Origin of the sequence: Marinobacter salexigens (assembly GCF_002806945.1) — a bacterium.
GTDB classification, from domain to species: Bacteria; Pseudomonadota; Gammaproteobacteria; order Pseudomonadales; family Oleiphilaceae; genus Marinobacter; species Marinobacter salexigens.
In genome coordinates, this window is record NZ_NIHC01000001.1 from 721359 (window position 1) to 746260 (window position 24902).

Consider the following 24902-nt stretch of genomic DNA (forward strand, 5'->3'; position numbering starts at 1 on the left):
TTCATGCTCTTACTTGATCAGATGACATACACAGAGCTGGCGGGCCAGATTGTCAGCTTGATTGCATTGGGCTTCTGCATTGCAGGCTTTGCCAGCAAGCGCGATGATCGGCTGATGGGGCTGCTGATTTCTGCGAATGTGGCCTTTGCACTACAGTTTGCATTGTTTGGTAGTTGGACAGCTGCAGTTCTGAGCATGTTGGTGATCGGCCGCATCATGCTGGCCCAGCGGTATGTGGGAAACTGGAAGGTGATGCTGGCCGTGCTGGCGGTGAACTTTGTGGCAGCGTTGATAACCTGGAGCAGCCCTGTAGATTTTTTTGCCCTTGCGGCGGCCGTTTTCGGAACCGTAGGAATGTTCATGCTCAGAGGCATTCCTTTGCGGCTAATTCTTGCTGCAGGGGCGACTGCCTGGATGCTGAACAATATCGCCATAGGCTCGGTAGGTGGAACCTTGGCCGAAGCCATGGTGCTGGTTACCAATTTCATCACCATATACCGGTTGGCGAAGATGAAGCGGCGTTATCCCGGGGCGTTTGAAAGCCTGAAAGAGCCGGGCACATAATTCTAACGCCATCTCTCCTCCCTTCAGGACGACATGTCTATGTTAGGCACATTTAGCTTGGTAACCCCCACGGAGATTCTTTTTGGGCGGGGATTCATAGTGCAACTGAACGACCGGGCGGCCAAGCTGGGTTCGCGCGCATTGATTGTGCACGGCAAAAACCCGGGCAGGCTCTCGGCAGTGTTCGAGTCACTCACGTCTATCGATATCGTCCAGACGCTGCCTATTGAACAAGAGCCTGATTTGGACACTCTTACAGCCGCCATTAGCCAAGGTAAATCGCTGGGGGTTGATCTGGTAGTCGGGATTGGTGGTGGTTCGGTTATGGATTCGGCCAAGGTGCTGGCGGCCATGCTGCCCAGTGAAACAGGTTTTTTAAGTCATCTGGAGGTGGTGGGTGATGGGCTACCGCTATCGGCAAGGCGCCTGCCTTTGATTCTGGTGCCAACCACTTCGGGTACCGGTGCAGAAGTTACCCGTAATGCGGTCATAGATGTTGTGGAGGCTCAGCGCAAGGTAAGCCTCAGGGATAACCAGCTATTGCCAGACCTCGCGCTGGTCGACCCGGCACTTACCGACAATTGCCCCATGCAGGTCAGCTTGTATTCCGGGCTGGATGCGGTTACTCAGGTTATCGAACCCTATCTTTCGTCACGATCAAATCTGTTCACAGATATGTTGTGTAAAGAAGCTATCCCCAAGGGGCTTCGTGCGTTGAAGCAGTTGATGGAAGGTGAGTCCAAAGACGCTCGTGATGCTTTGGCTCAGGTGAGTCTCTTTGGTGGACTCGCACTTGCTAACTCCGGATTGGGTGTTGTGCATGGCATCGCAGGCCCGCTAGGCAGCTTGTGCGGTGCGCCCCATGGGGCTATTTGCGGTGCTTTGTTGCCCGCTGGTATTGCAGCGAATCGGGATAATGTAACCGAGGCTGATCATAAAGCTCGTGTCGGCCATGTAATTGGCTGGATTGCTGAAACGTTTGAGGTGCCGGCAGAGCAGGCGCTGGCCCATTTCCATGAGTGGATCGCGCAGAATGGCTTGCCGGGGTTGGCTTCAATTGGTGTGAAGGAAGAGCACGTAGTCGCTGCCACTCAGGCTGCCGCTGGCGCTTCGTCCATGAAGGCCAATCCGGTTGTGCTACCAACGGCAACCATCGAGAAGGTGATACGCCAGTCGCTTTGAAAATCAGGCCAAGCCTACTTGCTCTGGTTATGAAATTGCTTGTGCAGCTCATGAATGGCCGCCGCTTGTTCCGCAAATGGCCCCTCCACGGGCACATCGGGCACTACGCTATTGATGGGGAGGGTTGCCACGGGTGGTAGCGGTGCTTGCATGTCTTTTAGCCAGGCAGCCAGCTGTTTGGAGGAGCTGGCATAAACAATACGGCCAAGACCAACCCAGCCGTGGGCGGCAGCGCACATGGGGCAGTGCTCTCCCGAAGTGTATACCGTTGATTCGGCACGCTGTTCAGGTGTCATGTTTTCCGCTGCCCAGCGAGCAATGGCGAACTCGGGGTGTTGAGTGTCATCGCCTCCGACCACGTGGTTGTGGTCTTCAAATCTTACAGTGCCGGTTTCATCCACCAGCACTGATCCGAACGGCGGGTTGCCGGTTTCCAGCGCTTGAGCGGCTAACTCAACGCATCGGTCCAGGTGTTTTATGTCAATTTGGTGGGTCATATCTTGCTCCATGACGATGGGGTATCTTTCCGCCGACTCTGCAGCATGCTGGTTAAGTGTACCCTAGCGAGGATTTTCCCGGCCAGGTTCAATGCCAAGTGCTAAAAACTCCTGCAGCATGCTGTAACTCAGGCCCCAAATGCAGTAATCCTGATATCGGCAACAGGGCATCTTCAAGGTGCCAAGAGGCGTGCGCCAGGAAAGCTTGCCTTGGTTTTCTTTTGCTGTGAGATAGTCGATGGAGATCCACACCATGCGTGCCACTTCGTGGTTAGGCGATTCGGTTTGGGGTCCTTGCCACTCGTAAACATAGGGCGTGACAATCATCGGCCGCCAGCGGCTGTGTTGTCGGGTAATCAGATCAGACAACCTGAACAGAAAGCGACCGTGGCGTTGCAGGTCGACACCGGTTTCCTCAAGGGTTTCCCGTTCAGCCGCAGCCCTGGGTGTGGAGTCTCCGGGCTCCATCCTGCCTCCGGGAAAGGCCATGTCGCCAGACCAGGGATCCCCCTCTCGTCGGGCCCTTTGAATGAACAGCAACTCCATTTCACCGGCTTCATTCGTGCGGTACAACAAAGCCACGGATGCACGAGCAAGGCGGCGCCGAAATGGTATTTTTTGCGGGCGGATGGTCAGTCTTTCACTGTTCCATCCCCGAAGTATCCTGAAACGTAGCAAATTACTTTACTCTTCCAAAAGGCTGTTAATTGCCTGGGCAAAGGGCACTGGCGCGCGCTTAAGCGCCTGTTAGTCGTTCTGATTCCGATTGGCAAAGACGTGGTTTTTAAAGTCTTTGATAATTTCGGGTACCTTTATAGGCAGAAGCTTTTTAATGCCTTTGAAAAGATACATGAAAACGTTGGTCCGTTTGTACCAGAGCACCCGTTGAATCTTTTTCTTCATCGGGTGGTAGCCTTCCATATAAAGCTCTTGCACATGTTTGGCGTTGTTGGTGAGGCTGTATCTGCTCAAGTCCAACGGTACCACAATGTCTGCCTTTTTCAGCTGCTTGCGGGTATTGAAATCAATCGCAATGTTGATGGCATTGCTGATTACATCAAAGGTGTCTTCCGGTTTCTGGTACTGGCTGACATGGCTGAGATCAATGGCGACGGTAATACCCGCTCCCATTTTGGCCAAGGGTGATATAGGAACGTTTTCAACCAGCCCACCGTCTACCAGAATCCGTCCATCCACCTCTACCGGAACAAACAGGCCAGGTACGGCCATGGATGCACAGACCGCGTCTGCCAGATTCCCTGTTCTGAACACCAATTGCTTACCGGTTTCGATATCCGTTGCACAAATAGCGAGGGGAATATTGGCGTTTTCGATGAGACAGTCCCCAAGATCCCGCTCAATCATATCCCGGATGGCTTGTGTGCTGAACAGGCCTCCGCGCTCGAAGGTAAAGTTCAGGATTTTGGAAAGGTTGAGGGCAGAGCCAATGGATAGTATGGATTCCACCGGGCGACCAAAAGCATAATAACTGGCAACCAGTGCCCCGACACTGGTGCCTGAAATGCAGTGAACCTGAATCCCTTCCTCTTCAAAAGCCTTCAGGACGCCAATGTGAGCAATGCCTTTGGCTGCACCGCCGCCCAAAGCAAGGCCGATGCGAGTGTTAAAGGGGTTGAGTTTCATTGATGGCGGCCTGTTGGGGGGCAGAAGTTAAGTTGGGGGGATTTTAACAGACTCAATAATGCTGTCAGCTCAACATTGCAAGTAGAGAAGAAGCCGGGGAAGAGAAGGAACTAGTGGTTCAGGCGACTCAAAGAAAGGTCTTTCTCCAGCCGGTAGCTATCGAAGTCCCTGGCTAGAAATAGCTCACCCCGGAAGTGCTCCTGTGCCTCAGCAGCCAGTTGGTTGATGTGGGGTGTGCCGCCAGGCACAGACTGGTAACGGGAACTGAAATGGGTAAGCACCAGATTAGGCAGCCGGGCCTGTTGCGCAAAACGAGCCACCTGTTCAGCTGAGCTGTGCTGAGGCCAGGGGCCAACCTTGTCGGCAATGTCTTGTGTATAGGTGGCCTCATGAACAAGTACATGGCTGCCAGTACAGGCCTCGTTCAGCAAGCCCGGATCATCATTGTCACCGGCCACGATCATGCGGCGTGCCTCGCGGGGAATGTGAGTGTAATCATCACTTCTGAGGGTGCGCCCGTCTTCCAGTACTACATCCATGCCTTTCTGCAGTTCGCCCCAGTTCGGGCCGGCTTCGATTCCGTCCTCGATCAATTTTTCCTGTAACAGCTGGCGCTCCAGGTTGCGTTCAGTAAACACATAGGCACGGCAGGGTACCCGGTGGGATAACGCCACGTTCGTGACAACTGTTTGTTGATCTTGCCAGCGGAAATCCGGAGCTTCTGAGTCGATGAAATTCAACGTGTAGCTGAGGCCAGAGTCGCTGTTTTCGAGCGCCGCTGTGATGAAACGGTGAGTCTGCACAGGGGCAACAATGTCCAGTGGCTCTGTGCGGCCGAGCATCGAGGCACTGGCAAGCAGACCAGGCAGGCCGAAGGTGTGGTCGCCGTGGATGTGTGTGATGAATATCGCCCGCAACTGCATAACAGAGTAACGGGTTCGTAGCAGTTGGTGCTGAGTCGCTTCGCCACAGTCCACAAGGTACCAGAATTTGTGGCCGGAATTCGACAAGGCAAGGGCGGTTACATTGCGAGAGCGGGTTGGCGTTCCGGCAGAAGTGCCCAGAAATGTAAATTCCATTGCTCCCCCTTGTTATTGGCGGCAGTTGTGAACGCTCAGATTATATAGTGGGCAGGTTGTGCAATCATTATGATGTGTGCATATAGTGGTTTTAGAAATTTCTTGACGTTAAAGTCCATACAGAAATCCTCAGGATCCACCATGAAAAATATTCATATTGATATCGTTTCCGACATTGCCTGCCCCTGGTGTGCCATTGGCTTTGCGCGGCTGGAGCAGGCCATGGATCAGCTGGCTTCAGAGTTTGAGTTCACTATTCAGTGGCATGCTTTTGAGCTGAACCCGGATAGCAGTGGCGATGGCGAGCCGATTTTACCGGCCCTTGCTCGTAAGTATGGTCGTAGCGAGGAGGAGTTGCGCGCTACTCAAGACCAGATGATGGCTATTGCAAAGGATTTGGGTCTTAACTTCGAGAAGATACAGGAGCGCCGGGTTTGTAATACGTTCGATGGCCATCGGCTGATTAAGTGGGCGGGAGAGCAGGGTCAGCAAACCGGCATGAAGAAAGCTCTGTTTGAGGCTTATTTCGGCAGGGCAGAGAATGTGGCCGATCACGATGTTCTGATCCGGTGTGTTGAAACTCTGGGGCTGGATGCAGCGCAGGCCAAAGATGTGCTGAATTCTGATCAATACGCTGTTGCAGTGCGGAAAGACGAAGCCACTTACCAGAAGGCGGGCGTGTCGGCTGTGCCGGCGTTCATTGTTAACAACAAGTACCTCATCGCCGGCGCCCAGGAACCTGACACGCTGGTGCAGGCGATAAGGGATGTGGACTCAGAAAGCGCTTAGCGCGGACCGCGGATCAGATAGCTCAGTGGGTGCAGTACCAGCCAGACCAACAGGGCAACGCCCAGTGCTGCAGCTATAAGTGCGAGCCAGTCAATGGCCGTGGTTACGAAAGCCAGTTGAGAGTGGGTCAGCAGCGGCAGCCACCAAACCGATGAAGCGCCTACCAGCAGCGCAACGATCATCGCCGGCATGTATTGGTGAGCTTTGGTTCGGTAGCTGCGTATTCTTGCAGTAAACTGAACCGCTACCAGCACTGCCAGAATAGTCAGTATCAGCACCAAAAACGGTTGGATGGCGTTGGACAGGACAGAGAAAATGCCGGCAAGGGAAAATGTCATGGTTGATCTCCTTAAACCCGGCCTTCGAGCATGGCGTAGTAAGCGGGCTGCAACAGGTAGTCTTTAAGCACCCATGCTGACCAGGATTCTTCTTTTGGGTCGATGAAAGAGAAAGATGGCAGGAACTCCATGTTGTTGTCATAGCCAAATTCCACCAGCATCGCTTTGCCAATGTCTGTAATCAGTGGGCATGAGGTGTAGCCGTTATGGCGGGCTGGCAGCGGTTTTTCCTGCAAGTAGGCCAGAATGTTGGCTTCCACAACCGGCGCTTGTGCTTTGACGCTGGCGGCGGTTTTGTTGATAGGTGCGCCTATTACGTCGCCGATACCGAATACTTCCGGGTAGCGGTTATGCTGCAGGGTATGAATATCGGTATCCAGCCACTCCCCTTGGAAGGCGCCGCTCTGGGCGATCAGATCACTGTCTTTCACAAAATCAGGCGCGCTCATTGGCGGCACCACATGAATGAAGTCGTAATCACGCACTTCGGTGCTGCCGTCTTTAGAGGTGAACTGGGCCTGTTTGGCCCCGGCATCAATCGCAGACAAATACTGTGAATGATGACGAGTAATATTTTCACGGTCGAAGCGTTGCTTCAAAAAGTCGTTAATCCAGGGCTGGCTGAACATCCCGCCGCCGCCAGTAAAATAGTCCAGATTAAAGTGGTCGCGGACGCCTTCTGCTTTAATTCGCGAAAGCGTGGTGAAGGTCATTTTGATGGGTGCGCCGGCGCACTTGATGGCCGTTTGTGGCGAAGTGAAAATGCCTTTGCCTCCGCCTTCCGCCAACCAGGCATCAATCGCATCGCGGGTGCGGCGTGCTGCATCCAGGCTTGCGTAAACGCTGCCAATACCGTTGCTGCCAATCAGGTCAGGTGACATGCCATCAATCAACTGATAGTTGAGTTGCAAACCCGTTGCCACCACCAGCACGTCGTAATCCAGAGTACTGCTGTCGGCTAAAGTGATACGGCGCTGGCCAGCGTCGATACCTGCTGCCTGTCCCTGCACCCACTCAATGCCTGCGGGGCGGAATTTTGCGTTGGGCTGCAGCGTCCGTTCGGCTTCCCAAACGCCAGAGGCGACCAGCGTCCAGCCCGGCTGGTAGTGGTGCAACTCTCTTGGCTCCACCACGGTTATGGTTGCGCCACTCAATCGCCTTGCCAGGCGATTGGCCATACTCATGCCTGCAGCCCCGCCGCCTAAAATGACGATGCGGGCCTTCGTCGACAGGGTGTTGGCAAAGACGCTGGAGAGCGGTAACAGACTGGCAGCACTTGCACCCAAGCCCAATTTGAGCAGTTGGCGGCGCCCCAGGCTTGGAGGACTCAAAGTGAATCGAGACATGTAAACCTCCTCACGGTGCCTTTCAACTGGCCCGTGGCTAAAAGCGGTATATTGTTATACTTTTAACGTATCACAGGAGGTGAGGACTAAATGCTCTTCAGGCTGCGGCATATTGTCTCATGCCTGAGCAGTGTTCAGTCTGGCTGCGTAGCTGGCTTCTTGCTCGCCCACGATCAATGCGTTTTAACGTTTTACAGATTGATCGCAGGCGGGTCACACTTTAGCTGCGAAAGCGAAACAAGGTGGCGTACAGAACCGGCACCACCACGAGTGTGAGTATCGTTGCGAAGCCAAGTCCAAACATGATGGTGACGGCCATGGCGACGAAGAAGGCATCTGCCAAAAGTGGCAGCATGCCGAGAATCGTCGTCAGTGCTGCCATTGCGACCGGAATCAGGCGGCTGGTTCCGGAATCGACAATGGCCTCAACAGGAGCTTTACCGCTGGCCAGTTCGACGTCGATCTGGTCCACCAGTACGATGGCATTTTTGATCAGCATACCTGCAAGGCTCATGAACCCCAGCAGTGCCATAAAGCCAAAGGGTTGGTTAAACAACAGCAGTCCCGCGGTTACCCCGATAATAGCCAGTGGCACCACCAGCCAGATCACCAGAGTTTTGCGAATGGAGTTGAACAGGGCGATCACGATGAACACCATCAGCCCGAAGAACATCGGAATGGATTCGGCGATGGAGGTTACGCCTTTAATGGAATCTTCATTCTCACCGCCCCAGGCGAAGTAATATCCGGACATGTCTGCAACGGGAATGCGGTCACGGTAGCGCAGCGGAATGGTTTTGCCTGTGTGTTGTACGTCAGCATCATCTGACAGGTCGAGGTACTCCTGCACATCGGCATTTAATGCCTTTTCCACATCCGCTTTAATGTCGGCCAGAAGTTCTGAAGACAATCCGGTACGTTGGTCGAAGTGCAGACGCAACATGGTGGTGCGATCCTGGCGCCAGATGTGAGCATTCTCAAAACCAACATCGAAACCGGAGACTGCCTGCCCAAGGGGCACCATACCTTGCGCAGCAGGGCTCCATATCGATACCTGGTCAAGGTTGTTCAGGCTCATGCGTTCGTTCAGCGGTGCCCGGGAAATAATCGGCAGTAACTCATCGCCTTCACGGTAGGTGCCGACACGCACGCCATCAACGGCAAAGGCCATCGACTGTGCTATATCGGCACGAATCAGGCCCAGTTTTTGGGCCTGAGCGTCTGCGATCTCAGGTTTGATCACCTTCACCGGATCGCCCCATTCGTCACGTAACCCTTTTACGTTAGGGTGTGCTGCCAGTACCTCCTTTGCCTTGCCGGCCAATTGACGCAGGGTTTCTGGATCCGGTCCGGAAATGCGCAACTGAATCCTGCCTCCGGTTGCGGGCCCGAGCACAAACTTTTTGACGTTAGCGGAAACGCCTGGGCGCAGAGGTTCCAGCTCTTGTAGGGCTTTCTCGGTTAGTTTGTTCAGGGTCTCGTAACTCTCAACATCTACCAGAATACGTGCAAAATTAGAGCTGGGCTGTTCCGGTGGATAGGTCAACAAAAACCGGGGTGAATTGCCGCCGACCTGAGTGGTTACCTGGGTGACGCCGTCATAGCCGGCCAGTATGTCTTCAAACGCGCGGGCGCCGTTGGAAGTGGCGCTGATATCAGAGTCATCCGGGAACCACAGGTCAACGTAAAATTGAGGTCGGGTCGAGTCTGGGAAAAAACTTTGCTTTACCGAGCCAAACCCAAATACCGCTAACGCAAACAAGGCGGCGATGATGCCAATGGATAGCCATCGATACTGAATGGCGTAGTGAAGCAGGCTGCGATAGTTGCTATAGAAAGTGGAAGAATATGCTTGCTGGCCATAGTCCGTTGTTGCAGTGTTCAAAAACTTTTGACACATCAAAGGGGTCACGGTTACTGCAGTGAACCAGCTCAGAGATAAAGAAATCAGGATGACTGAAAATAGCGAGCGGGTATACTCGCCGGTGAGATCCTCAGATGTGCCAATGGCGGCAAAGGCAGTTACGGCAATGGCAGTGGCCCCCAGTAAAGGAATAGCCGTTTGGCTGACAACTTTACTGGCAGCTGCCAGAGAGTCTTCCCCCCGCTGCATGCGCATGCGAATACCGTCAGTGACCACGATGGCGTTGTCAACCAGCATGCCCAGGGCAATAATCAGTGCCCCCAGCGATACGCGCTCAAGGTTGATGCCGTATATGTTCATGAAAATGAACGTGCCCATGATAGTGATCAGCAGTACCGTACCGATAATCAGCCCGCTGCGCAGTCCCATAAATACCAGCAGCACGAGTACCACGATAGCGATCGCTTGTAGCAGGCTTAAGGTAAAACCGTTAATGGCTTCTGACACCGCATCCGATTGAATCGAAATCGGGTTAAGGGTTATGCCTAAGGGAATCCTGGGTTTCAGCTGCGCCAGTTTGGTGTCAAGGTCTTCACCCATGGTAACGACATTACCGCCGGCCCGGGTTGAAATGGCCAGACCAATGGCCTGTTCGCCGTTAAAGCGCAGGATGTTTGTGGCTGGGTCCTGTTGCCCGCGATATACGTTGGCGATATCTCCGAGCACAATCTGACTGCCACCGCGACCCCGGCTGGATATCATCAGAGATTTGAACTGTTCTGCGGATTCCAGTTCGCCGGAAACCTGAACGGCCAGGCGGGCCTCGCCGGCGCGGGCGTATCCGGCATAGGCGACAGTGTTTTTATCCCCCAGCACGTTGAATATCGCAGCGGGAGGTATGCCCAGAGCTGACATTCGCTCTTTGTAAGGCTCAACGTATATTGTTTCCTTGGGCTCCCCGAATAGCTCAATGCTTTTCACATCGTTGACCAGCAGCAGTTCTCGCTTCAGAAACTTGGCGAACTCATAGAGTTCGTTCTGGTTGTAGCCGTCGCCAGTGATGGCCAGGTAGACACCGAAGACATCGCCAAAGTCATCAATCACCTGCGAAGGCCCGGCGCCGGGTGGGAGCTTGGACTGTACATCGCTTATTTTTCGGCGAAGTTCGTCCCAAACCTGAGGCAGTTCTGATTTTCCGTATTGGTCGAGAATTTTTACTGAGACAATGGACTTGTCCCGGTAAGAATGGGATTCGACATAGAACAGTTGCTCCATTTTCTGAACAGCCTGCTCAATAAGGTTGCTAACCTCTTCTTCTACCTCGCTGGCGGTTGCCCCAGGGTAGGGGGTAACAACTTTGGCTTCTTTGATTGTAAATTCGGGGTCTTCAAGGCGGCTCAGGTTGTTGAAGGAATGATAACCAACCGCGACCATAACAAGGGCAATAATCCAAGTGATGGTGCTGTTTTTAATACTCCATTCGGCTATGTTCATCGTGGAATCAGAACTCCACTTTGTGGATGGGTTTTACTTGCATGCCTTCGGTGAGCGATGACGCACCGGCAGTGGCTAGCGTGTCCCCCGTATGCAGTCCGGAGGTAATCAGAATGCTGCTGGAACCTACCAGATCACCTGTCTCCACCGGGCGCTTACTGACCCGGTTGTCATCATTAATAATCCAGACAACTTTTTGCCGATTGCTGTCTGCAACCACGGCAGACAGCGGTACCGCTATCAGTGTCTCGCCATTGCCGCCGTCCGATTTTCGTTGCGCACGAACGATGGCCGTCATCCCGGGCAACAGGTTCTGGCCCGCGGTGTCTTCGAAGGAAAGTACATACTGAAAAGTTTGGGTATCGGGGCTGGCTTCGGTGGCATGTTCTTTTATCGCCAGCGGGAAGGATCGGTTGGGTATGCCGTCGAAACGAGCGCTTAGGTCGATGCGGCCACCCGTACTGCTGTAGCGTACGATCAGGTTTTCCGGTATGTCCACCACAACCTCCAGTTCGCGATTGTTCTGTAGGTTCAGAATCGGCTCTTTGGGCTGTACTTCCTGAAAATTATCGACAAAAGTGCGGGCGATTACGCCTTCGAAGGGCGCTATCAGGCGAGTTTCGTTCAGGGCTTTCCGGGCTTTCTCAAATTCGGTTTGGGCAACGTTATAGCTGGATTCGATCTTGTCGTACTCAGCCTGGGAAATGTACTTCTTCTCGATCAGGTCTTTGGCCCGTTTAAAATTTGCCTCGGCTGTTGTCATCTGCGTGCGTGCGGCGGAAAAATTACTGTTGTAGTCTGACGGATCCAGTCTGGCGAGCAGTGTGCCTTTGGTAATTGTCTGGCTCTCCCTCACTGGGAACTCGACCAACCGACCAGGCACTTGAAAAGCCATGGTAACCCGCTGACTCGCCCTCACTGTACCGGGGAACTCACGGACCAGGGTTGCGTCTTCGCTTCCGATCGTCATCACTTTGACTGGCTGAATAACAGGCTGGGAGGTGGCTTTCTCTGGTTCACTGCAACCGACAAGGATGATTGTTGCGAGAGCGTAAAACGCTATCCGTAGCGTGAGGTTCATAAGTTCAACACCTTGATTGGAAAAGTAATGTTTCAACTTGGCGCATATTAACCGGTACTGTCACTTTGCAAAAGTTGATTACACAAAGGTACAAATCTGAAGGTGGGCAACCACACATTTACTTGAGGACAGGATGGCAGAGAATATCTCATGGAGAAATACAATGATTTCAAAACTGGCCATTCCCCGGGTTTGTCTTGCCTGAAGCAGGTTTACATCTGTTTCAGGCAAGACACCAGGTGCTAGCTGTTAGGCTGCGCCAAGCGGCGGTTCGAAGGCGGTAAGCTCGGGCGCATCGCCGGTGAATTTCTCGAATTGTACAAGGGCGGTATAACCGCAGGTGCCCTGGGCGAGTTTCGAGGTGCCTTTGTCGATCACCAGCACGTTTATGTTGCCGTTCTTGCACAGCGCATTGTCGCCATTGTCCGACGGGTCGTACCAGGCGCCCTGGTGCACCGCGACCACGCCCCGCTTGATTCCATCGTCAAGCACTGCTCCGCACAGGATCTGCCCGCGTTCGTTGTAAATGCGCACCAGATCACCGGCCTTGATGTCGCGATCAGCGGCGTCCTTGGGGTGAATCGTCACTGGCTCCCGGTCTGCTATCGCATACTTGTCACGCAACTTCGAGTAGTTGAGCTGCGCGTGCAGGCGATAAGCGGAGTGCGGAGTGATCAGGTGAACCGGGTAATCCGACGTGGCATTGCCGAGATATTCCACCGGCTCCAGCCAGGACGCGTGGCCAAGGCAGTCGTCGTATTTCATATCGTCGATGGTCTGGGAGAAGATTTCGATCTTGCCGGAAGGCGTGCCGAGTGGATTCAAGATCGGATCTTTGCGGAAATCTGCATGGCGTACCCAGTTCGCCCGACTCGGATCTGCTGGATTTTCAAGGATCTCGTTTGCCTCCCAGAATTGCTGGAAACGCGGCATGCGAACGCGCTGCGCGCGCGCGACATCACTCGCTTGATCGTAAAAGTGCTTGATCCACTGTATCTGGCTGCGGCCTTCGCCAAATTCCTTCTCGACGCCAAAGCGCGCCGACATCTCGCGGAACACCTCGTAATCGTCCTTGGCTTCATGTTGTGGCTCGACAACCTTCTTCATGGGCACTATGTGCATGTTGGAGAAGTCACCGGTCATGGTGATGTCGTCGCGCTCAAACGAGGAGGTGATTGGCAGCACGATGTCCGCATGCTTGGCGGTTGCAGTCCAGTAGATCTCGGAGACGATGACGGCCTCGGGCTTCTGCCATGCTTCACGCAGACGGTTGGTGTCCTGGTGATGGTGGAACGGGTTGCCGCCGACCCACCAGATCAGACGAATATTCGGCAGGGTAACCGTGGTACCGTTGTAGTCAAGCGGCTCGCCCGGCTTTTCCAGAGCGTCAACGATGCGTGCCACCGGTATGGTGTACTTGCTCGTATCTTCGACCTGGCCGGCCAGGTGCGGCGCGTCCGGAGTGGCACTGATGCCTGGCACGATGACACTCTTATGGGCCGGGACACCGCCGTTGGAGTAGTGGTAGCAAAACCCGAAGCCGCCACCGGGCAGCCCGATCTGGCCAAGCATGGAGGCCAGGGTAACCAGCGTCCAGTGCGGCTGTTCGCCTTTATCAGCGCGCTGCATGGACCAGCCAGACATCAGCATGGTGCGGTTTTCCGCGAACAGCTTCGCCAGTTCGCGGATCTTGTCTGCGGGAACACCACAAATGGCCGCCGCCCACTCGGGCGTTTTCTCGGTGTCGTCGGTTTCTCCGCGCAGGTAGGCGGCAAAGCGATCGAAGCCGACGGTGTACTTATCGAGAAACGCCTGATCGTGGCGTTTGGTCTTGAGAAGTTCGTGGGCGGTGCCGAGCATTAGCGGTACATCTGTGCTCGGATTCGGTGCGATCCACTCGGCTTTGTCGCCAAAAAACTTGGCGGTTTCCGAACGCATCGGGTCAATGATGATGACACGCTTGCCGCTGTCCCGCAGCTTCTCAAAATACATGCGGCCCGCTTCATCGGAAGCAGACCAGGCGATCTCAAGGGTGTTCATCGGGTTGGCGCCAATCATCACAACCACATCCGAACTCTCGAGAATGACCGGCCAGGTGGTCTGTGGCACGGTGGTCTCCGGATTGCCCATAACGTGAGGCATGATCACGCTGATGGCACCCGTGGAGTATGAGTTTACGCGATTGACATAGCCGCCGGTGAGCCATAAAAACCTCTTCAGAAGCGTAGGGCCGGAATGCAGACTGCCCACCGAGTACCAGCCGTAGGAGCCGCCATAGATCGACTCGGCACCGTGGTCTTTGCGCACGCGCCTTAGCTGTTGCTCGATAATATCGTAGGCGCGTTCCCAGCTTACAGCCACGAATTCATCCTTGCCGCGCTTGCCGTCCGGATTTTCGATGTTATCGAGGTTATCCAGAAAGCCCTTGCGCACCATTGGCTGTTTGATGCGCACGCGATGGTGAACCTGGTCTGCCACGACGCTCTGCAGATAGTTCTCGCGGCGATTGGGTAGTGCGGGGCCTGACTCGATAATCCGCCCGCCTTCCACGGTAACCTTTAACGGCCCCCAGTGCGCGGCGGTGATAATGGTCTTGCGCATATCCTGTGCAAAGGCGCGTACCGTACCCAGCGGCGATACAAGTGCGCCGGCGAGGAGGCTGCCCCCACCTTTCAGGAAGGTTCTCCGCTTCATGTTCCAGAGCTTATTCATCGCTTTCTCCTTGCGTCGGCATGTCGTTTGCCTGCGTTTGCAGATAAAAGGTCAGCAGCGTTTTGTCAGAATCGCTGATTGAGGTGCGGTCGGCGTAGGCGTTGACCATGGATGGCCATTGGTTGGCGGTGTAGTCCTTGGGGCCCATGACGGCGTGACAGCTGCCGCAGTAAGCGTTATTGACTTCTTCTCCGTAAGTCCAGAGCAAGTGCACGTCGCCAACCATGCCTTCAGCCTTGATCCAGCCCGTTATCGTGGTTTGGTCCCAGCCAGCGTCGTTGTCTGCCCCCATGCTCGACAGGTGCGGCAGGCCTTCATTTTCGATAATGGCGGTTATGATCCGCTTGCCGGGATTGCGATAGGTAATCTGTTCCACCCCGGGCGATTGAAAGCCACTGACCTGAACCTTGCGCCAAGTGTCCTCGCGCTCGAGTACCTGCAGTTTTGTGCCAGGCAGGATGCGTGCAATCTTGCTGTTGCCATCCTGGCTTTCAAACAACCCGCTCTCGCGAATGGGGTAGAGTGTTTGTGTATTTTGGGGCGTGTCAGCGGCTATTCGATCAAGCTCGCCAGCGGCCGCTTGCGCTTCCTGGCCGAAGTCTGGGGGAAAGTGAGCGATGCCACGGTGGCAGTTGATGCAGGTTTCCCCGGTTTCTGCCATGGTGCTGTGATCGGCTGCGGCTTTCTCGGTTTGCTCGTAGAGATCCCAGAATTCTGTGTTGTGGCAACTGCGACAGGTGACCGAGTCGTTGGCTTCCATCTCGGCCCAAACGTGTCGGGCCATGGCGCCACGTTTTGCTTCATAGGCTTCTGCATCAGGGATGCCGCCCATGATCTCCGCGTACAGGTCGCTGATGCCGCTGGTCAGTTTCTTTTTGAGGAAGGCAAAGCCCTCTTTCGGAATATGGCAATCGGCACAGCCAGCCTGAATGCCTTTTGCATTTGCGAAGTGGCTTGTGTACTGCCATTCGGCGTTCGGCACATCCATGGAATGACAGCTGACGCAGAACTCGTTCGTTGAGGTTGCGTGTAAAGACCATTGAGTCGCATACAGTGCAGCTGCACCGAAGACGGCGCCGATGAACAGGATTCCAAAAAGTAATGCCAGGCTGATCCGATGTGGCTTGCTTCCTTTCATAACAGCACCTTTTTTGTTTCCTGTGTCAATGGAGCCTAGCCCTTATACTTGGGCTCCTGTTTGATATGGGTCAATTAAAATCATAGCTGGGGTTGCGGGAATGTGCAGATGTTGATCGTTGGGTGTGCCCAGTGATCGCTTACGCAGTCCCCTTGGCATTTACAAGAAATTCTTCAAACTTCGCGGTGGGCAGAGGGCGTGAAAACAGGTATCCCTGGCCGTAATCACATCCGATTTCCAGCAGTAGCTGGCGTTGGGCCTCGGTTTCGACGCCTTCGGCGATGACCTTCAGGCCGAGCCTGTGGGCCATGATCACAATGGCTTCAGAGAGCACCAGGTCATTCTGGTCTGTTTCAAGGCTATGTATAAAAGACTGGTCAATTTTGAGGTAGTCGATATCGAACCGTTTCAGATAAGAAAGTGCTGAGTAACCTACTCCAAAGTCGTCAATGGCCACCTGAACCCCAGCATCCCGGAATCGGAGCAGCTTGTCTTTCACGTTGTTGCTGGCATTGAGCAGCAGACCCTCGGTGATTTCGATACTCAGGTGTTCTGCCTCCAGTCCTAGCATTTGGAGATAATGCAGCCAGTCTGAGATATTCAGAGCGTCGCTTTGAAACTGCACCGGTGACATATTTACCGATATTTGTACTCCGTGATCAAATGACTCGCGCCAACGCTTTGCGTGGGCTGCCGCTTCCCGAAACACCCAGTCGCCGATTCCAACGATTAGCCCGGTCTCTTCCGCCAAAGGGATAAACTCGGCCGGGCTGATGATTCCAAGCTCTGGGTGGTTCCAGCGTATCAGTGCTTCTGCCTTGCTGGCGCTTCCGGACGCAAGATCGATGATGGGCTGAAAGTGAAGCTCGAACTGCCCGCTTTGAACAGCCGTGCGCATTTCACTTATCAGTTTGAGGCGGTTCTGAGCCTCATCGTGTAAGGATTGGGTAAAGTAACTCAGCCGGTTTCGCCCCGCCAATTTCGATGCGTACATGGCCTGGTCGGCGTTGCTGATGAGCAGGTCAACGTCGGATGCGTCGTCTGGGCAGAAGGTGATGCCAACGCTGGCTTGAGCGTAAATTTTTTGGCCATTGATTAAATATGGCTCTGCCAGTGAGCTGATGATCTGCTCAGCTACCTTTTCACCATCAATCGTGTTTGCAAGCCGGGGCAGGATAACAGTGAACTCGTCGCCCCCCATGCGGGCCACTGTATCTGAGCCTCTGGCACAGCCACTGATACGCTCTGCAGCCTTTACCAGCAGCCGGTCGCCCACAGGGTGCCCAAGGGAGTCGTTTACATCCTTGAAGTGGTCAAGGTCAATAAACAAGAGCCCTAGCAGTGTTTTCTGGCTTAGAGACGCTCGGATTTCCTGTTCAAGCCGATCCTGGAACATGTATCTGTTTGGTAAACCGGTCAGAAAGTCGTAGTTTGCCTGGCGCCAAACCAGCTCGTCTGTGCGAACTTTGTCGGTGATATCAGAGCCCATAAATACATGGCGCTGGATGTCACCTTTATCATTGTGAATAACACTGATGGTTACCCAAGCAGGAAAGGCTTCGCCATTTTTGCGACGACTCCAGATATCCCCTTGCCAAAAATTCTTTGAGGCGACCTCTTTCCAGATAGCCTTGTAGAAATTGGCGGGGTGACGACCGGAACGAAAAAACGAAGTGTCTTTGCCTCGGATGTCGTCAAGGGTGTAGCCGGTTATGCGGGTAAAGGCAGGGTTGAGTGCAACGATTCTGTTACTGGCATCGGTAACCAGCAAGGCCTCCGCAGTGTTTTTGTAGATGGACGAGGCAAGGTGGAGCTCTTCTTCTGCGCGGCTTCTCTCGATGGCAATACTTACAAGGTTGGCGGCCCTTTCTATCAGTACAACTTCCTGTTCATCAGGGGCGCTCGGTTCTCTGCGATAAATAGCAAAGGTGCCTAAGACCTTGCCCGACGAAGAATGTATGGGCTCCGACCAGCAAGAGCCAAGCTCGGCTGAAGCCGCCAGTTCTTTAAAGTTATCCCAGTAGGGGTGAGATGCGATGTTTTCGACGACAACGCGCTCTTCCGTAAAGGCCGCAGTTCCACAGGAGCCAACACCCATCCCAATCTTAAGGCCGTTAATGGCCTTGGTGAAAAAGCCCGGTAAGCTGGGCGCAGCGCCAGTCAGCAGGCGTTTCCCTTCGTCGTCCAAGAGAAGGATCGAGCACATGGAGTTGGAGAGAATGGACTCGGTCGATTCGATAACCTGTAACAAGATCTCTTCCAAAGAGCCGCCTTTGGCGACCTTCTCCAAAGTCTCTTGTCGCATCTGTTCGCGGCGCTCTGCCATCTTCCGGGGTGAAATGTCCTCGATCAGCGACACCACGTACGCAAAGCTGTGGTCAGCATTTCGAACAGCACGCAGGGCAAGGTGAGTATCGATGGAGCCGCCGGATTTATGAATAAACCGCCTTTCAACAGACCGTTCATCCACTGTGCCGTCAATCAGTTGCTGGTACTGAGCTTGGCAGACTTCCAGGTCTTCAGGGTGGATCAGGTCAGACCACTTTGTTGCCAGGAGTTCACGCTCTGTATAGCCGAGCATGTCGCAAAGTGCCTGATTTACCTCTATCCAGCCTTTGTCCGGGCTAGTGCTCGCCATGCCAAACATGGAGCGCTCGAAATAAGCCCGGAAATTCTGCTCACTGGTATCTAGTGCTTCCGCGACATTGCAGCGCTGTTTTTCCCGATCGAGGTTGTCAGGTGCACGGGTGGTGTCGCGGGCCTCTGCGCGCGTTTTGGAGCGTGTGTTTTCGGGCTTGGCCTCTCTATCTGATGGTACAGTCAAAGGGCTACTCGCTGTGGCCAGGACTTGATTTTTGTTTGCCACTAGAGTGTTCAGCCTTTTCGTGTAAAGTTCAAGGTAATTGCGGGGGAAATTCTGATTCTGGTTCGGCAGTTACAAGAGGTGGCTGCAGAGTCTCGCTGAGTAATGCAATAATCGGTGTATCAGACCAAAAGGCGCCTTCTCTATGACGAATTCGAAACAGATCGCTGGCCTCGCACCGGGGCGGCTGCTCAATATTGAACGTCACCTTGACCGCTGTTACATCCACCCTGGAAAACTACCAGGCGCCCTGACACTGGTGGCTCGAAGGGGAGAGGTCGCGTACGTAAAACCCCAGGGGCTTATGGATGTGGAGCGCAACAAGCCGGTCTGTCGGGATACTATTTTCCGTATTTACTCCATGACCAAACCGATAACGTCCATTGCCATGATGCAGCTTTATGAGCAAGGGCGGTTTTTGCTGGATGATCCAGTGCACAAGTATATACCAGCCTGGAAAAAACAGCGGGTTTATAGCAGCGGTGTCTATCCTTGTTTTCTGACCACGCCCGCAACCAGCACCATGACCATCCGCGATTTGTTTACTCACATGTCCGGCCTGACCTATGGATTTATGAACCGCACCAACGTGGATGCCGCCTATCGCGAACTGGGGCTAGATGGCAGCCAGGATCTGACGATGGAAGCCTTGGTTAATCAACTGGCGGAACTGCCCCTGGAGTTCTCGCCGGGCACTGCCTGGAACTATTCCGTCAGCACCGATGTGTTGGGGTACCTGGTGCAACTTCTGGCGGATCAGCCGTTTGACGAATATTTGCAGAAGCATGTTTTTGACCCATTGGATATGACTGATACCGGCTTCCACGTGCGCGATGAACAGCTTGATCGCTTTGCTGCGTGCTACCAGTATAAGCCGGGGGATCAACTCAAGCTTCAGGACGATCCGGAGACATCACCGTTCCGGCGCAAGGGAAAGTTTTTGTCGGGCGGGGGAGGTCTGGTTTCCACCATCGACGATTATTTTCATTTTGCCCAGGCACTATGCCAGGGCGGGGAGTTCCGGGGCCAGCGCATTATTGGTCGCAAGACCCTTGAATTCATGCGCAATAACCATTTGCCTGGCAGTCAGGACCTTCCGGGGCTGGCGGTTGGGTCGTTCAGCGAGGCGCCTTATGCCGGAACCGGTTTTGGGTTGGGCTTTTCGGTAAAAACCGATGTTGCCAAGTCCCAGACTAACGGGTCTGTTGGCGAATATGGCTGGGGTGGCCTGGCAAGCACCAGCTTTTTTGTAGATCCGGTTGAAGAGTTGGTGATGATATTCATGACGCAACTGATCCCCTCATCCACCTACCCGATACGGCAGGAGTTGCGGGCGATTGTTAATGGAGCGCTGGTATGATCAGTAGAGGAATCAAGGCCCCGGAGTTAACCGTGGTTAGCTGGCTGAATACAAACGAGCCCTTGCTGCTGGAAGAGCTGCGGGGGCAGGTGGTTGTGCTGCATGCTTTTCAGATGCTTTGTCCCGGCTGTGTCACCCATGGGCTGCCGCAAGCCGCAGCCATTCACGAGATGTATCGCAGCGATGAAGTGCAGGTGATTGGCCTGCACTCAGTGTTTGAGCACCACCACGTGATGACGCCCGATGCACTCAAGGTGTTTGCCAGTGAGTACCGGTTGCAGTTTCCTATAGCCATTGATTTGCCCTCAGAAACGGGGCCAATTCCTGTGATGATGCAAAAGCTCAACCTGCAGGGGACCCCATCGCTGGTGCTGATCGACAGGGATGGCACTATCCGCTTTACCCAGCTAGGGCGTGTGAGTGATATGCAGGTGGGAAATATGATTGGGCGCCTGTTGGCCTAGATTCCAGCATGAGTACCCGGCATTGACATACTCCGCGCAAGGCGACTGAATAGATCTGTTCACCGTGAATTGTGGAGGTGTTATGAACGCGGGTGTAAAGGCAGTGATCAAAACAGAGAAACTGCCAATCAAGCTCTGGCTTGATGAAGACCAAATGGAAGAGGGTGCGCTGGAACAGGCGCGAAACCTTGCGAATCTTCCGTTTGCCTACAAACACATTGCCATCATGCCGGATACCCACCAAGGGTACGGCATGCCGATCGGCGCTGTTCTCGCCACTCGCGGGGTTATTGTGCCCAACGCGGTTGGAGTCGATATCGGCTGCGGTATGTGCTCCTTGCGCACCAACCTGAAAGATATCTCAACAGACGATCTGAAAGATGTTATCAAAATCATCCGTGAAACCGTTCCCGTAGGCTTCAGCCACCACGAGGAGCCCCAGGATGAAGCCTGGATGCCTGAGCGAAAAGGTGAGCTACCCATCGTGAACCAGGAGTACGAGAGCGGGCTTTATCAAATAGGAACCTTGGGCAGCGGCAACCACTTTATCGAGATCCAAAAAGGGTCTGATGGTTATATCTGGATCATGATCCACTCCGGCTCACGCAACATCGGCTTCACCGTCGCAAATCATTATAACGATGTGGCTAAGCGCCTGAATGAGGAAGCGGGGGAGGAAGTGTCTGAGGGGTTGGCCTACATTCCGGAGTCGTCTGAGTATTTCGATCTGTACCGACGAGAAATGAATTACTGCCTTGAGTTTGCCTTGGCCAACAGGAAGTTGATGATGGAGGCCGCGAAGGCGGCCTTCATGGAAGTACTGCCGGGTGTGGAGTTTGCAGACTTTATCAACAAGCCGCACAACTTTGCTTCTGAAGAGGAGCACTTTGGTGAGACGGTTATCGTGCACCGAAAGGGCGCAACACGGGCGCGAAAGGGTGAGTGGGGAATGATTCCCGGCTCCCAGGGTACTCGGTCTTTTCTGGTAAAGGGTAAAGGGGAGCCCGAGTCTTTTGAATCCTGTTCCCATGGTGCCGGCCGAATTATGAGCCGTTCCAAAGCTCGCAAAACACTCGACCTGAAAGAGGAAGTTAAAGCGCTCAAGGATCGCGGGATTTTACATGCCATTCGTAACCGTAAAGATCTGGATGAGGCGCCGGGGTCTTATAAAGATATTGATGAGGTAATGAGAAATCAGGTCGATCTTGTTGAGGTACAGATTGAGTTGCAGCCTCTGGCTGTGGTGAAGGGGTAGTGCGCCCGTTGCAGCACTCTCAGGCCGGTCTTGGATAATACTGACGCGGAAGTTAGCGCCTTCTGCTATAGTGATGTTAGTGGCCCTTATTAAATAAGTTATTTAAAAACAGGGAGTTAAGATGGATCGCTTGAAAGGTAAAGTCGCTGTTATTACCGGTGCAGCACAGGGAATGGGCGCCTCACACGCTCAGGCATTTGTAAATGAAGGCGCAAAGGTCGTTTTAACCGACCTGAATGAAGAAAAGGGTCAGGCCCTTGCCTCCGAGTTGGGCGAAAACGCTCTGTTTGTAAAGCAGAATGTAACCAGTAAGGCAGACTGGGCTGAGGTTATCAAGGAAGCCGAGGAACAGTTTGGGCCGGTCGATATCCTGGTGAACAATGCCGGTATAACAATGGCGAAGTCTCTTTTGGATACATCCCTGGAAGATTATCGCCGCATTCTGGAGATTAACCAGGTGTCGGTGTTCCTGGGTATGAAGGCCGTTGTTCCCTCAATGAAAAAAGCGGGCGGTGGTTCTATCGTCAATGTGTCCTCCATTAATGGTTTGGTGGGAGGGGCCATTGGCTATACGGATTCCAAGTTTGCCGTACGCGGTATGACGAAAGCCGCTGCCTTGGAATGTGCATCTTATGGGATCAGAGTGAACTCGGTACACCCCGGCGTTATCGAAACGCCGATGATTATGCAGGGCGACACGAAAGCCGCTGTTGAAGAGTTCGCGAAACACATCCCCTTAAAGCGCTTGGCTAAATCTGAAGAAGTCTCGAGCTTAGTGCTGTATTTGGCATCCGATGAAGCAAGCTATTCCACGGGTTCTGAATTTGTAGTGGATGGCGGGGTAACCGCCCAGTAAAGATCTGAATGGATTGTTCGAACTGGTACGGGCGACCCCGTCCGGCCAGCGTCTTGAACTTGCAGGAGGTTTTTATATGTACTACGTAGACATGCCAAGCGCCAAGGAAATTGGCGACCTTAATCTGGTTCGCTCTGATGCGGCCGTCTCAATTTACTTGCCAACCACGCCGCTTAGCCGTGAAGTTGAAGCGAGCCGAATCAATCTTGGAAACCTGGTTAAAAAGGCAGTCAGTCAACTGGAAGCCAATGGCCTGGATAAGCGGCGCATTGCACAGCTCCAAGAGCAGTTTGACGATCTGGCGGCTGATCTGGATTTCTGGAACCATCAGGCGAACAGTCTCGCGATTCTCGCTACGCCAGAGTCTTTGCGTACCTACCGCATGGCTAACAACCTGAAAGATATCGTTGAGGTGTCCGACCGCTTCCACCTGAAGCCGTTACTGCGCGCTGTTACATTTCCCCATACGGCACATATCCTGGCGCTTTCAGAGAATGCTGTGAGATTGATTGAAGTGTCGGCTGACTTGCCGGCGAGAGAGGTGACAGTGGCGGATATGCCCGGGGATCTCACATCAGTTGTTGGTGATGCAACCATCAAGAACTACTCAGGTACCGGACACAGGCATGGCGCTCAAGAGCATAGCTCTTATCTTGCACGTTATGTACGCAAGATCAATAGCTTATTGCGCCCGGTACTTATGCGCTCCGACCGCCCGCTGATTCTTGCCTCGGCGAAACCATTGGAAGCATTGTTCCGTTCCTTAAGCGCAATTCCGGCACTTCCTGATGCTATTTCCGGAAACCCCGAACATCTGAGTAATGCAGAGTTGGCAAGTGCAGCAAGGCCTGTACTGGATGCCCACTATGCGAGCCAGATTGAGGATTTCCACCACCTGTTCGAAGAGCGAGCTGGGCAGAACCGGTCAACTACGGATATATCCGATGCAGCCCGATTAGCAACGTATGGCGGAATCGACAGCTTGCTTATTGATATCGACAGTGTGGTTGATGGCTACGTGGATGATGAAACCGGTGAAGTTGAGTTTGGCTCACACGAAGACGCAATCAGTTACGGAGTGATTGATGAAATAGCGGGCCGGGCACTGCGTACAGGTGCGAAGGTAATGGCTGTCCGCAAGGACGATATTCCGGGCCGCCATGATCTGGCAGCTATCTCGCGTTATCCGATTTGATGCCATACTCGATCAGAGGGACCGCTGTCATTATATGAAACCATGCAGTTCTATGGCGACAGCGCTCTCTCCTGAAGCAGCCTATCAGCGTGCGCTGGCCTCAGGCTTTAAAAACGACCCAGCCCAAGAGAAGGCTGCCAGGTGCTTGCAGCAATGCTATGAGCAGTTGCAGGTGGGTGCTGCTGATGTTCAGGGCGTGTATTTGTGGGGGCCGGTTGGGCGGGGTAAAACCTGGTTGATGGATCGCTTTCACCAAGCTTTGACCGTGCCGGCCCGGCGGCAGCATTTTCACCATTTTATGCGCTGGGTGCATCAGCGCTTGTTTCAGCTGACCGGGCAGGAGGACCCACTTCGTTTGCTTGCCGAGGAGTTAGCGGCAGAAGCCAAAGTGCTGTGTTTCGATGAGCTGTTTGTCAGTGATATCGGGGATGCCGTATTGATTGGCGGCTTGTTTCAGCATTTGTTTGCTCAGGGCCTGGTTCTGGTGGCGACATCCAACCAGCCGCCCGACGAACTTTACAAAGATGGGTTCAACCGCGAGCGCCTGTTACCCGCCATAGAGGCGATCAAGAAAAATACGCAAGTGCTGAGTGTCGATGGTGGAGAAGATCATCGGCTCCACCCCGGGGTGCTCCAGCAGCGCTATTGGGTTAACCAGCCGCAAGCACTGGAGGCGGTGTTTTGGGAACTGCTTGGTGAGAATGGAGAGGCCAGGTGTGAACCAGTTCTTATAGGGCACCAGGAAATAAAAGTAGTGCTGCGTAGTCAGCACCTTTTGTGGTGTCGTTATGATGACTTGTGTGAGCAGAAGCTGTCGGCTCAGGACTTTATCGAGTTGTGCGACCGCTTTTCCCATCTCTTTTTAAGTGACGTGCCACAACTTGCAGGTGGCAGCCAGCAAGCTGCTATTGCCCGCGGTACTGAAGATGGTGTGACCCAGGTAAAAGCGGGGGATCGTCAACTGCCCACATTAACCCATCAGGATGACGGCGCTCGCCGGTTCATTGCCTTGGTCGACGAATGTTACGACAGGGGCGTTCCTCTATACCTGGATGCTGCCGTGCCAATGAATGAACTCTACTCCAAGGGTGCGCTGGCTTTTCCATTCCAGCGCACCCTGAGTCGTTTGCAGGAAATGCAATTGCAGCGTTTCCTGCAAACCTGACTACTGCACCAGCTAG

General features: G+C 53.8%; 20 protein-coding genes. 9 read left to right on the forward strand and 11 right to left on the reverse strand.

Annotation, left to right across the window (positions count from 1 at the left end):
- Positions 1–3: 3 nt before the first annotated feature.
- Together CDH47_RS03350 and CDH47_RS03355 are read left to right on the forward strand one after the other, a co-directional pair.
- Complete coding sequence (locus CDH47_RS03350; protein WP_100638392.1) at positions 4–564, forward strand: YgjV family protein; 561 nt, start codon at positions 4–6, stop codon at positions 562–564.
- A 39-nt stretch (positions 565–603) separates the two neighbouring features.
- Entirely contained in the window at positions 604–1746 is a 1143-nt protein-coding gene (locus CDH47_RS03355; RefSeq protein ID WP_100638393.1) for an iron-containing alcohol dehydrogenase, read from the forward strand.
- 14 nt (positions 1747–1760) lie between these two features.
- Here the strand turns inward: CDH47_RS03355 and CDH47_RS03360 are convergent, their stop codons facing one another.
- The 4 genes from CDH47_RS03360 to CDH47_RS03375 form a co-directional block, all read right to left on the reverse strand.
- The gene (locus tag CDH47_RS03360; RefSeq protein WP_100638394.1) at positions 1761–2243 is read right to left on the reverse strand and encodes a nucleoside deaminase; all 483 of its coding nucleotides are present in this window, start codon (positions 2241–2243) and stop codon (positions 1761–1763) included.
- Positions 2244–2306: 63 nt separating this feature from the next.
- Positions 2307–2825 carry an NUDIX hydrolase gene (locus tag CDH47_RS03365; RefSeq protein ID WP_239985557.1) on the reverse strand — a complete coding sequence of 173 codons (519 nt, stop codon included), beginning with the start codon at positions 2823–2825 and terminating at the stop codon, positions 2307–2309.
- A gap of 165 nt (positions 2826–2990) precedes the next feature.
- Complete coding sequence (locus CDH47_RS03370; protein ID WP_100638395.1) at positions 2991–3887, reverse strand: patatin-like phospholipase family protein; 897 nt, start codon at positions 3885–3887, stop codon at positions 2991–2993.
- A gap of 110 nt (positions 3888–3997) precedes the next feature.
- Entirely contained in the window at positions 3998–4966 is a 969-nt protein-coding gene (locus CDH47_RS03375; RefSeq protein ID WP_100638396.1) for a ribonuclease Z, read from the reverse strand.
- Between the two features lie 141 nt (positions 4967–5107).
- On the opposite strand from CDH47_RS03375, the gene CDH47_RS03380 reads away from it, so the two are divergent.
- A complete protein-coding gene (locus CDH47_RS03380; RefSeq protein WP_100638397.1) occupies positions 5108–5755 on the forward strand; it encodes a DsbA family oxidoreductase in 648 nt (215 codons plus the stop codon).
- On the opposite strand, the gene CDH47_RS03385 is transcribed toward CDH47_RS03380, so the two are convergent.
- The 7 genes from CDH47_RS03385 to CDH47_RS03415 form a co-directional block, all read right to left on the reverse strand.
- On the reverse strand, positions 5752–6093 hold the full coding sequence (locus tag CDH47_RS03385) for a DUF5368 family protein (protein WP_100638398.1): 342 nt from the start codon (positions 6091–6093) through the stop codon (positions 5752–5754). The genes CDH47_RS03380 and CDH47_RS03385 overlap by 4 nt on opposite strands.
- An 11-nt stretch (positions 6094–6104) precedes the next feature.
- A complete protein-coding gene (locus CDH47_RS03390; RefSeq protein ID WP_100638399.1) occupies positions 6105–7439 on the reverse strand; it encodes an FAD-dependent oxidoreductase in 1335 nt (444 codons plus the stop codon).
- 220 nt (positions 7440–7659) lie between these two features.
- Entirely contained in the window at positions 7660–10797 is a 3138-nt protein-coding gene (locus tag CDH47_RS17665) for an efflux RND transporter permease subunit (protein WP_100638400.1), read from the reverse strand.
- Between the two features lie 7 nt (positions 10798–10804).
- Positions 10805–11878, reverse strand: coding sequence for an efflux RND transporter periplasmic adaptor subunit (locus CDH47_RS03400; RefSeq protein ID WP_100638401.1), 1074 nt, complete (start codon positions 11876–11878; stop codon positions 10805–10807).
- A 249-nt stretch (positions 11879–12127) separates the two neighbouring features.
- Positions 12128–14590, reverse strand: coding sequence for a molybdopterin guanine dinucleotide-containing S/N-oxide reductase (locus tag CDH47_RS03405; protein WP_100638402.1), 2463 nt, complete (start codon positions 14588–14590; stop codon positions 12128–12130).
- Positions 14583–15728 (reverse strand): NapC/NirT family cytochrome c, encoded by a 1146-nt coding sequence (locus CDH47_RS03410; protein WP_100638403.1) that lies wholly within the window; start codon positions 15726–15728, stop codon positions 14583–14585. Before CDH47_RS03410 ends, CDH47_RS03405 begins: the two co-directional genes overlap by 8 nt.
- A 139-nt stretch (positions 15729–15867) precedes the next feature.
- Positions 15868–18552, reverse strand: a complete 2685-nt coding sequence (locus CDH47_RS03415) for an EAL domain-containing protein (protein ID WP_153045457.1) — start codon at positions 18550–18552, stop codon at positions 15868–15870.
- 184 nt (positions 18553–18736) lie between these two features.
- Here CDH47_RS03415 and CDH47_RS03420 point away from each other — a divergent pair, with 184 nt between their 5' ends.
- From CDH47_RS03420 to zapE, 6 genes are all read left to right on the forward strand, one after another.
- Complete coding sequence (locus CDH47_RS03420) at positions 18737–19951, forward strand: serine hydrolase domain-containing protein (protein ID WP_100638405.1); 1215 nt, start codon at positions 18737–18739, stop codon at positions 19949–19951.
- Complete coding sequence (locus CDH47_RS03425; RefSeq protein WP_100638406.1) at positions 19948–20415, forward strand: peroxiredoxin family protein; 468 nt, start codon at positions 19948–19950, stop codon at positions 20413–20415. The genes CDH47_RS03420 and CDH47_RS03425 overlap by 4 nt, the downstream gene beginning before the upstream one ends.
- Before the next feature lie 82 nt (positions 20416–20497).
- Entirely contained in the window at positions 20498–21670 is a 1173-nt protein-coding gene (locus CDH47_RS03430) for an RtcB family protein (RefSeq protein ID WP_100638407.1), read from the forward strand.
- Positions 21671–21791: 121 nt separating this feature from the next.
- Complete coding sequence (locus CDH47_RS03435; protein ID WP_100638408.1) at positions 21792–22526, forward strand: glucose 1-dehydrogenase; 735 nt, start codon at positions 21792–21794, stop codon at positions 22524–22526.
- 76 nt (positions 22527–22602) lie between these two features.
- Positions 22603–23721, forward strand: coding sequence for a baeRF11 domain-containing protein (locus tag CDH47_RS03440; protein ID WP_100638409.1), 1119 nt, complete (start codon positions 22603–22605; stop codon positions 23719–23721).
- Between the two features lie 52 nt (positions 23722–23773).
- Complete coding sequence (gene zapE, locus CDH47_RS03445) at positions 23774–24886, forward strand: cell division protein ZapE (RefSeq protein ID WP_100638410.1); 1113 nt, start codon at positions 23774–23776, stop codon at positions 24884–24886.
- Positions 24887–24902 lie beyond the last annotated feature (16 nt).

Bases quoted from the DNA above. Each gene is read 5' to 3' on its own strand.
- CDH47_RS03350 (WP_100638392.1), top strand. From the start codon at position 4: ATGCTCTTACTTGATCAGATGACATACACAGAGCTGGCGGGCCAGATT.
- CDH47_RS03355 (WP_100638393.1), top strand. From the start codon at position 604: ATGTTAGGCACATTTAGCTTGGTAACCCCCACGGAGATTCTTTTTGGG.
- CDH47_RS03360 (WP_100638394.1), bottom strand. From the start codon at position 2,243: ATGACCCACCAAATTGACATAAAACACCTGGACCGATGCGTTGAGTTA.
- CDH47_RS03370 (WP_100638395.1), bottom strand. From the start codon at position 3,887: ATGAAACTCAACCCCTTTAACACTCGCATCGGCCTTGCTTTGGGCGGC.
- CDH47_RS03375 (WP_100638396.1), bottom strand. From the start codon at position 4,966: ATGGAATTTACATTTCTGGGCACTTCTGCCGGAACGCCAACCCGCTCT.
- CDH47_RS03380 (WP_100638397.1), top strand. From the start codon at position 5,108: ATGAAAAATATTCATATTGATATCGTTTCCGACATTGCCTGCCCCTGG.
- CDH47_RS03385 (WP_100638398.1), bottom strand. From the start codon at position 6,093: ATGACATTTTCCCTTGCCGGCATTTTCTCTGTCCTGTCCAACGCCATC.
- CDH47_RS03390 (WP_100638399.1), bottom strand. From the start codon at position 7,439: ATGTCTCGATTCACTTTGAGTCCTCCAAGCCTGGGGCGCCGCCAACTG.
- CDH47_RS17665 (WP_100638400.1), bottom strand. From the start codon at position 10,797: ATGAACATAGCCGAATGGAGTATTAAAAACAGCACCATCACTTGGATT.
- CDH47_RS03400 (WP_100638401.1), bottom strand. From the start codon at position 11,878: ATGAACCTCACGCTACGGATAGCGTTTTACGCTCTCGCAACAATCATC.
- CDH47_RS03405 (WP_100638402.1), bottom strand. From the start codon at position 14,590: ATGAATAAGCTCTGGAACATGAAGCGGAGAACCTTCCTGAAAGGTGGG.
- CDH47_RS03410 (WP_100638403.1), bottom strand. From the start codon at position 15,728: ATGAAAGGAAGCAAGCCACATCGGATCAGCCTGGCATTACTTTTTGGA.
- CDH47_RS03420 (WP_100638405.1), top strand. From the start codon at position 18,737: ATGACGAATTCGAAACAGATCGCTGGCCTCGCACCGGGGCGGCTGCTC.
- CDH47_RS03425 (WP_100638406.1), top strand. From the start codon at position 19,948: ATGATCAGTAGAGGAATCAAGGCCCCGGAGTTAACCGTGGTTAGCTGG.
- CDH47_RS03430 (WP_100638407.1), top strand. From the start codon at position 20,498: ATGAACGCGGGTGTAAAGGCAGTGATCAAAACAGAGAAACTGCCAATC.
- CDH47_RS03435 (WP_100638408.1), top strand. From the start codon at position 21,792: ATGGATCGCTTGAAAGGTAAAGTCGCTGTTATTACCGGTGCAGCACAG.
- CDH47_RS03440 (WP_100638409.1), top strand. From the start codon at position 22,603: ATGTACTACGTAGACATGCCAAGCGCCAAGGAAATTGGCGACCTTAAT.
- zapE (WP_100638410.1), top strand. From the start codon at position 23,774: ATGGCGACAGCGCTCTCTCCTGAAGCAGCCTATCAGCGTGCGCTGGCC.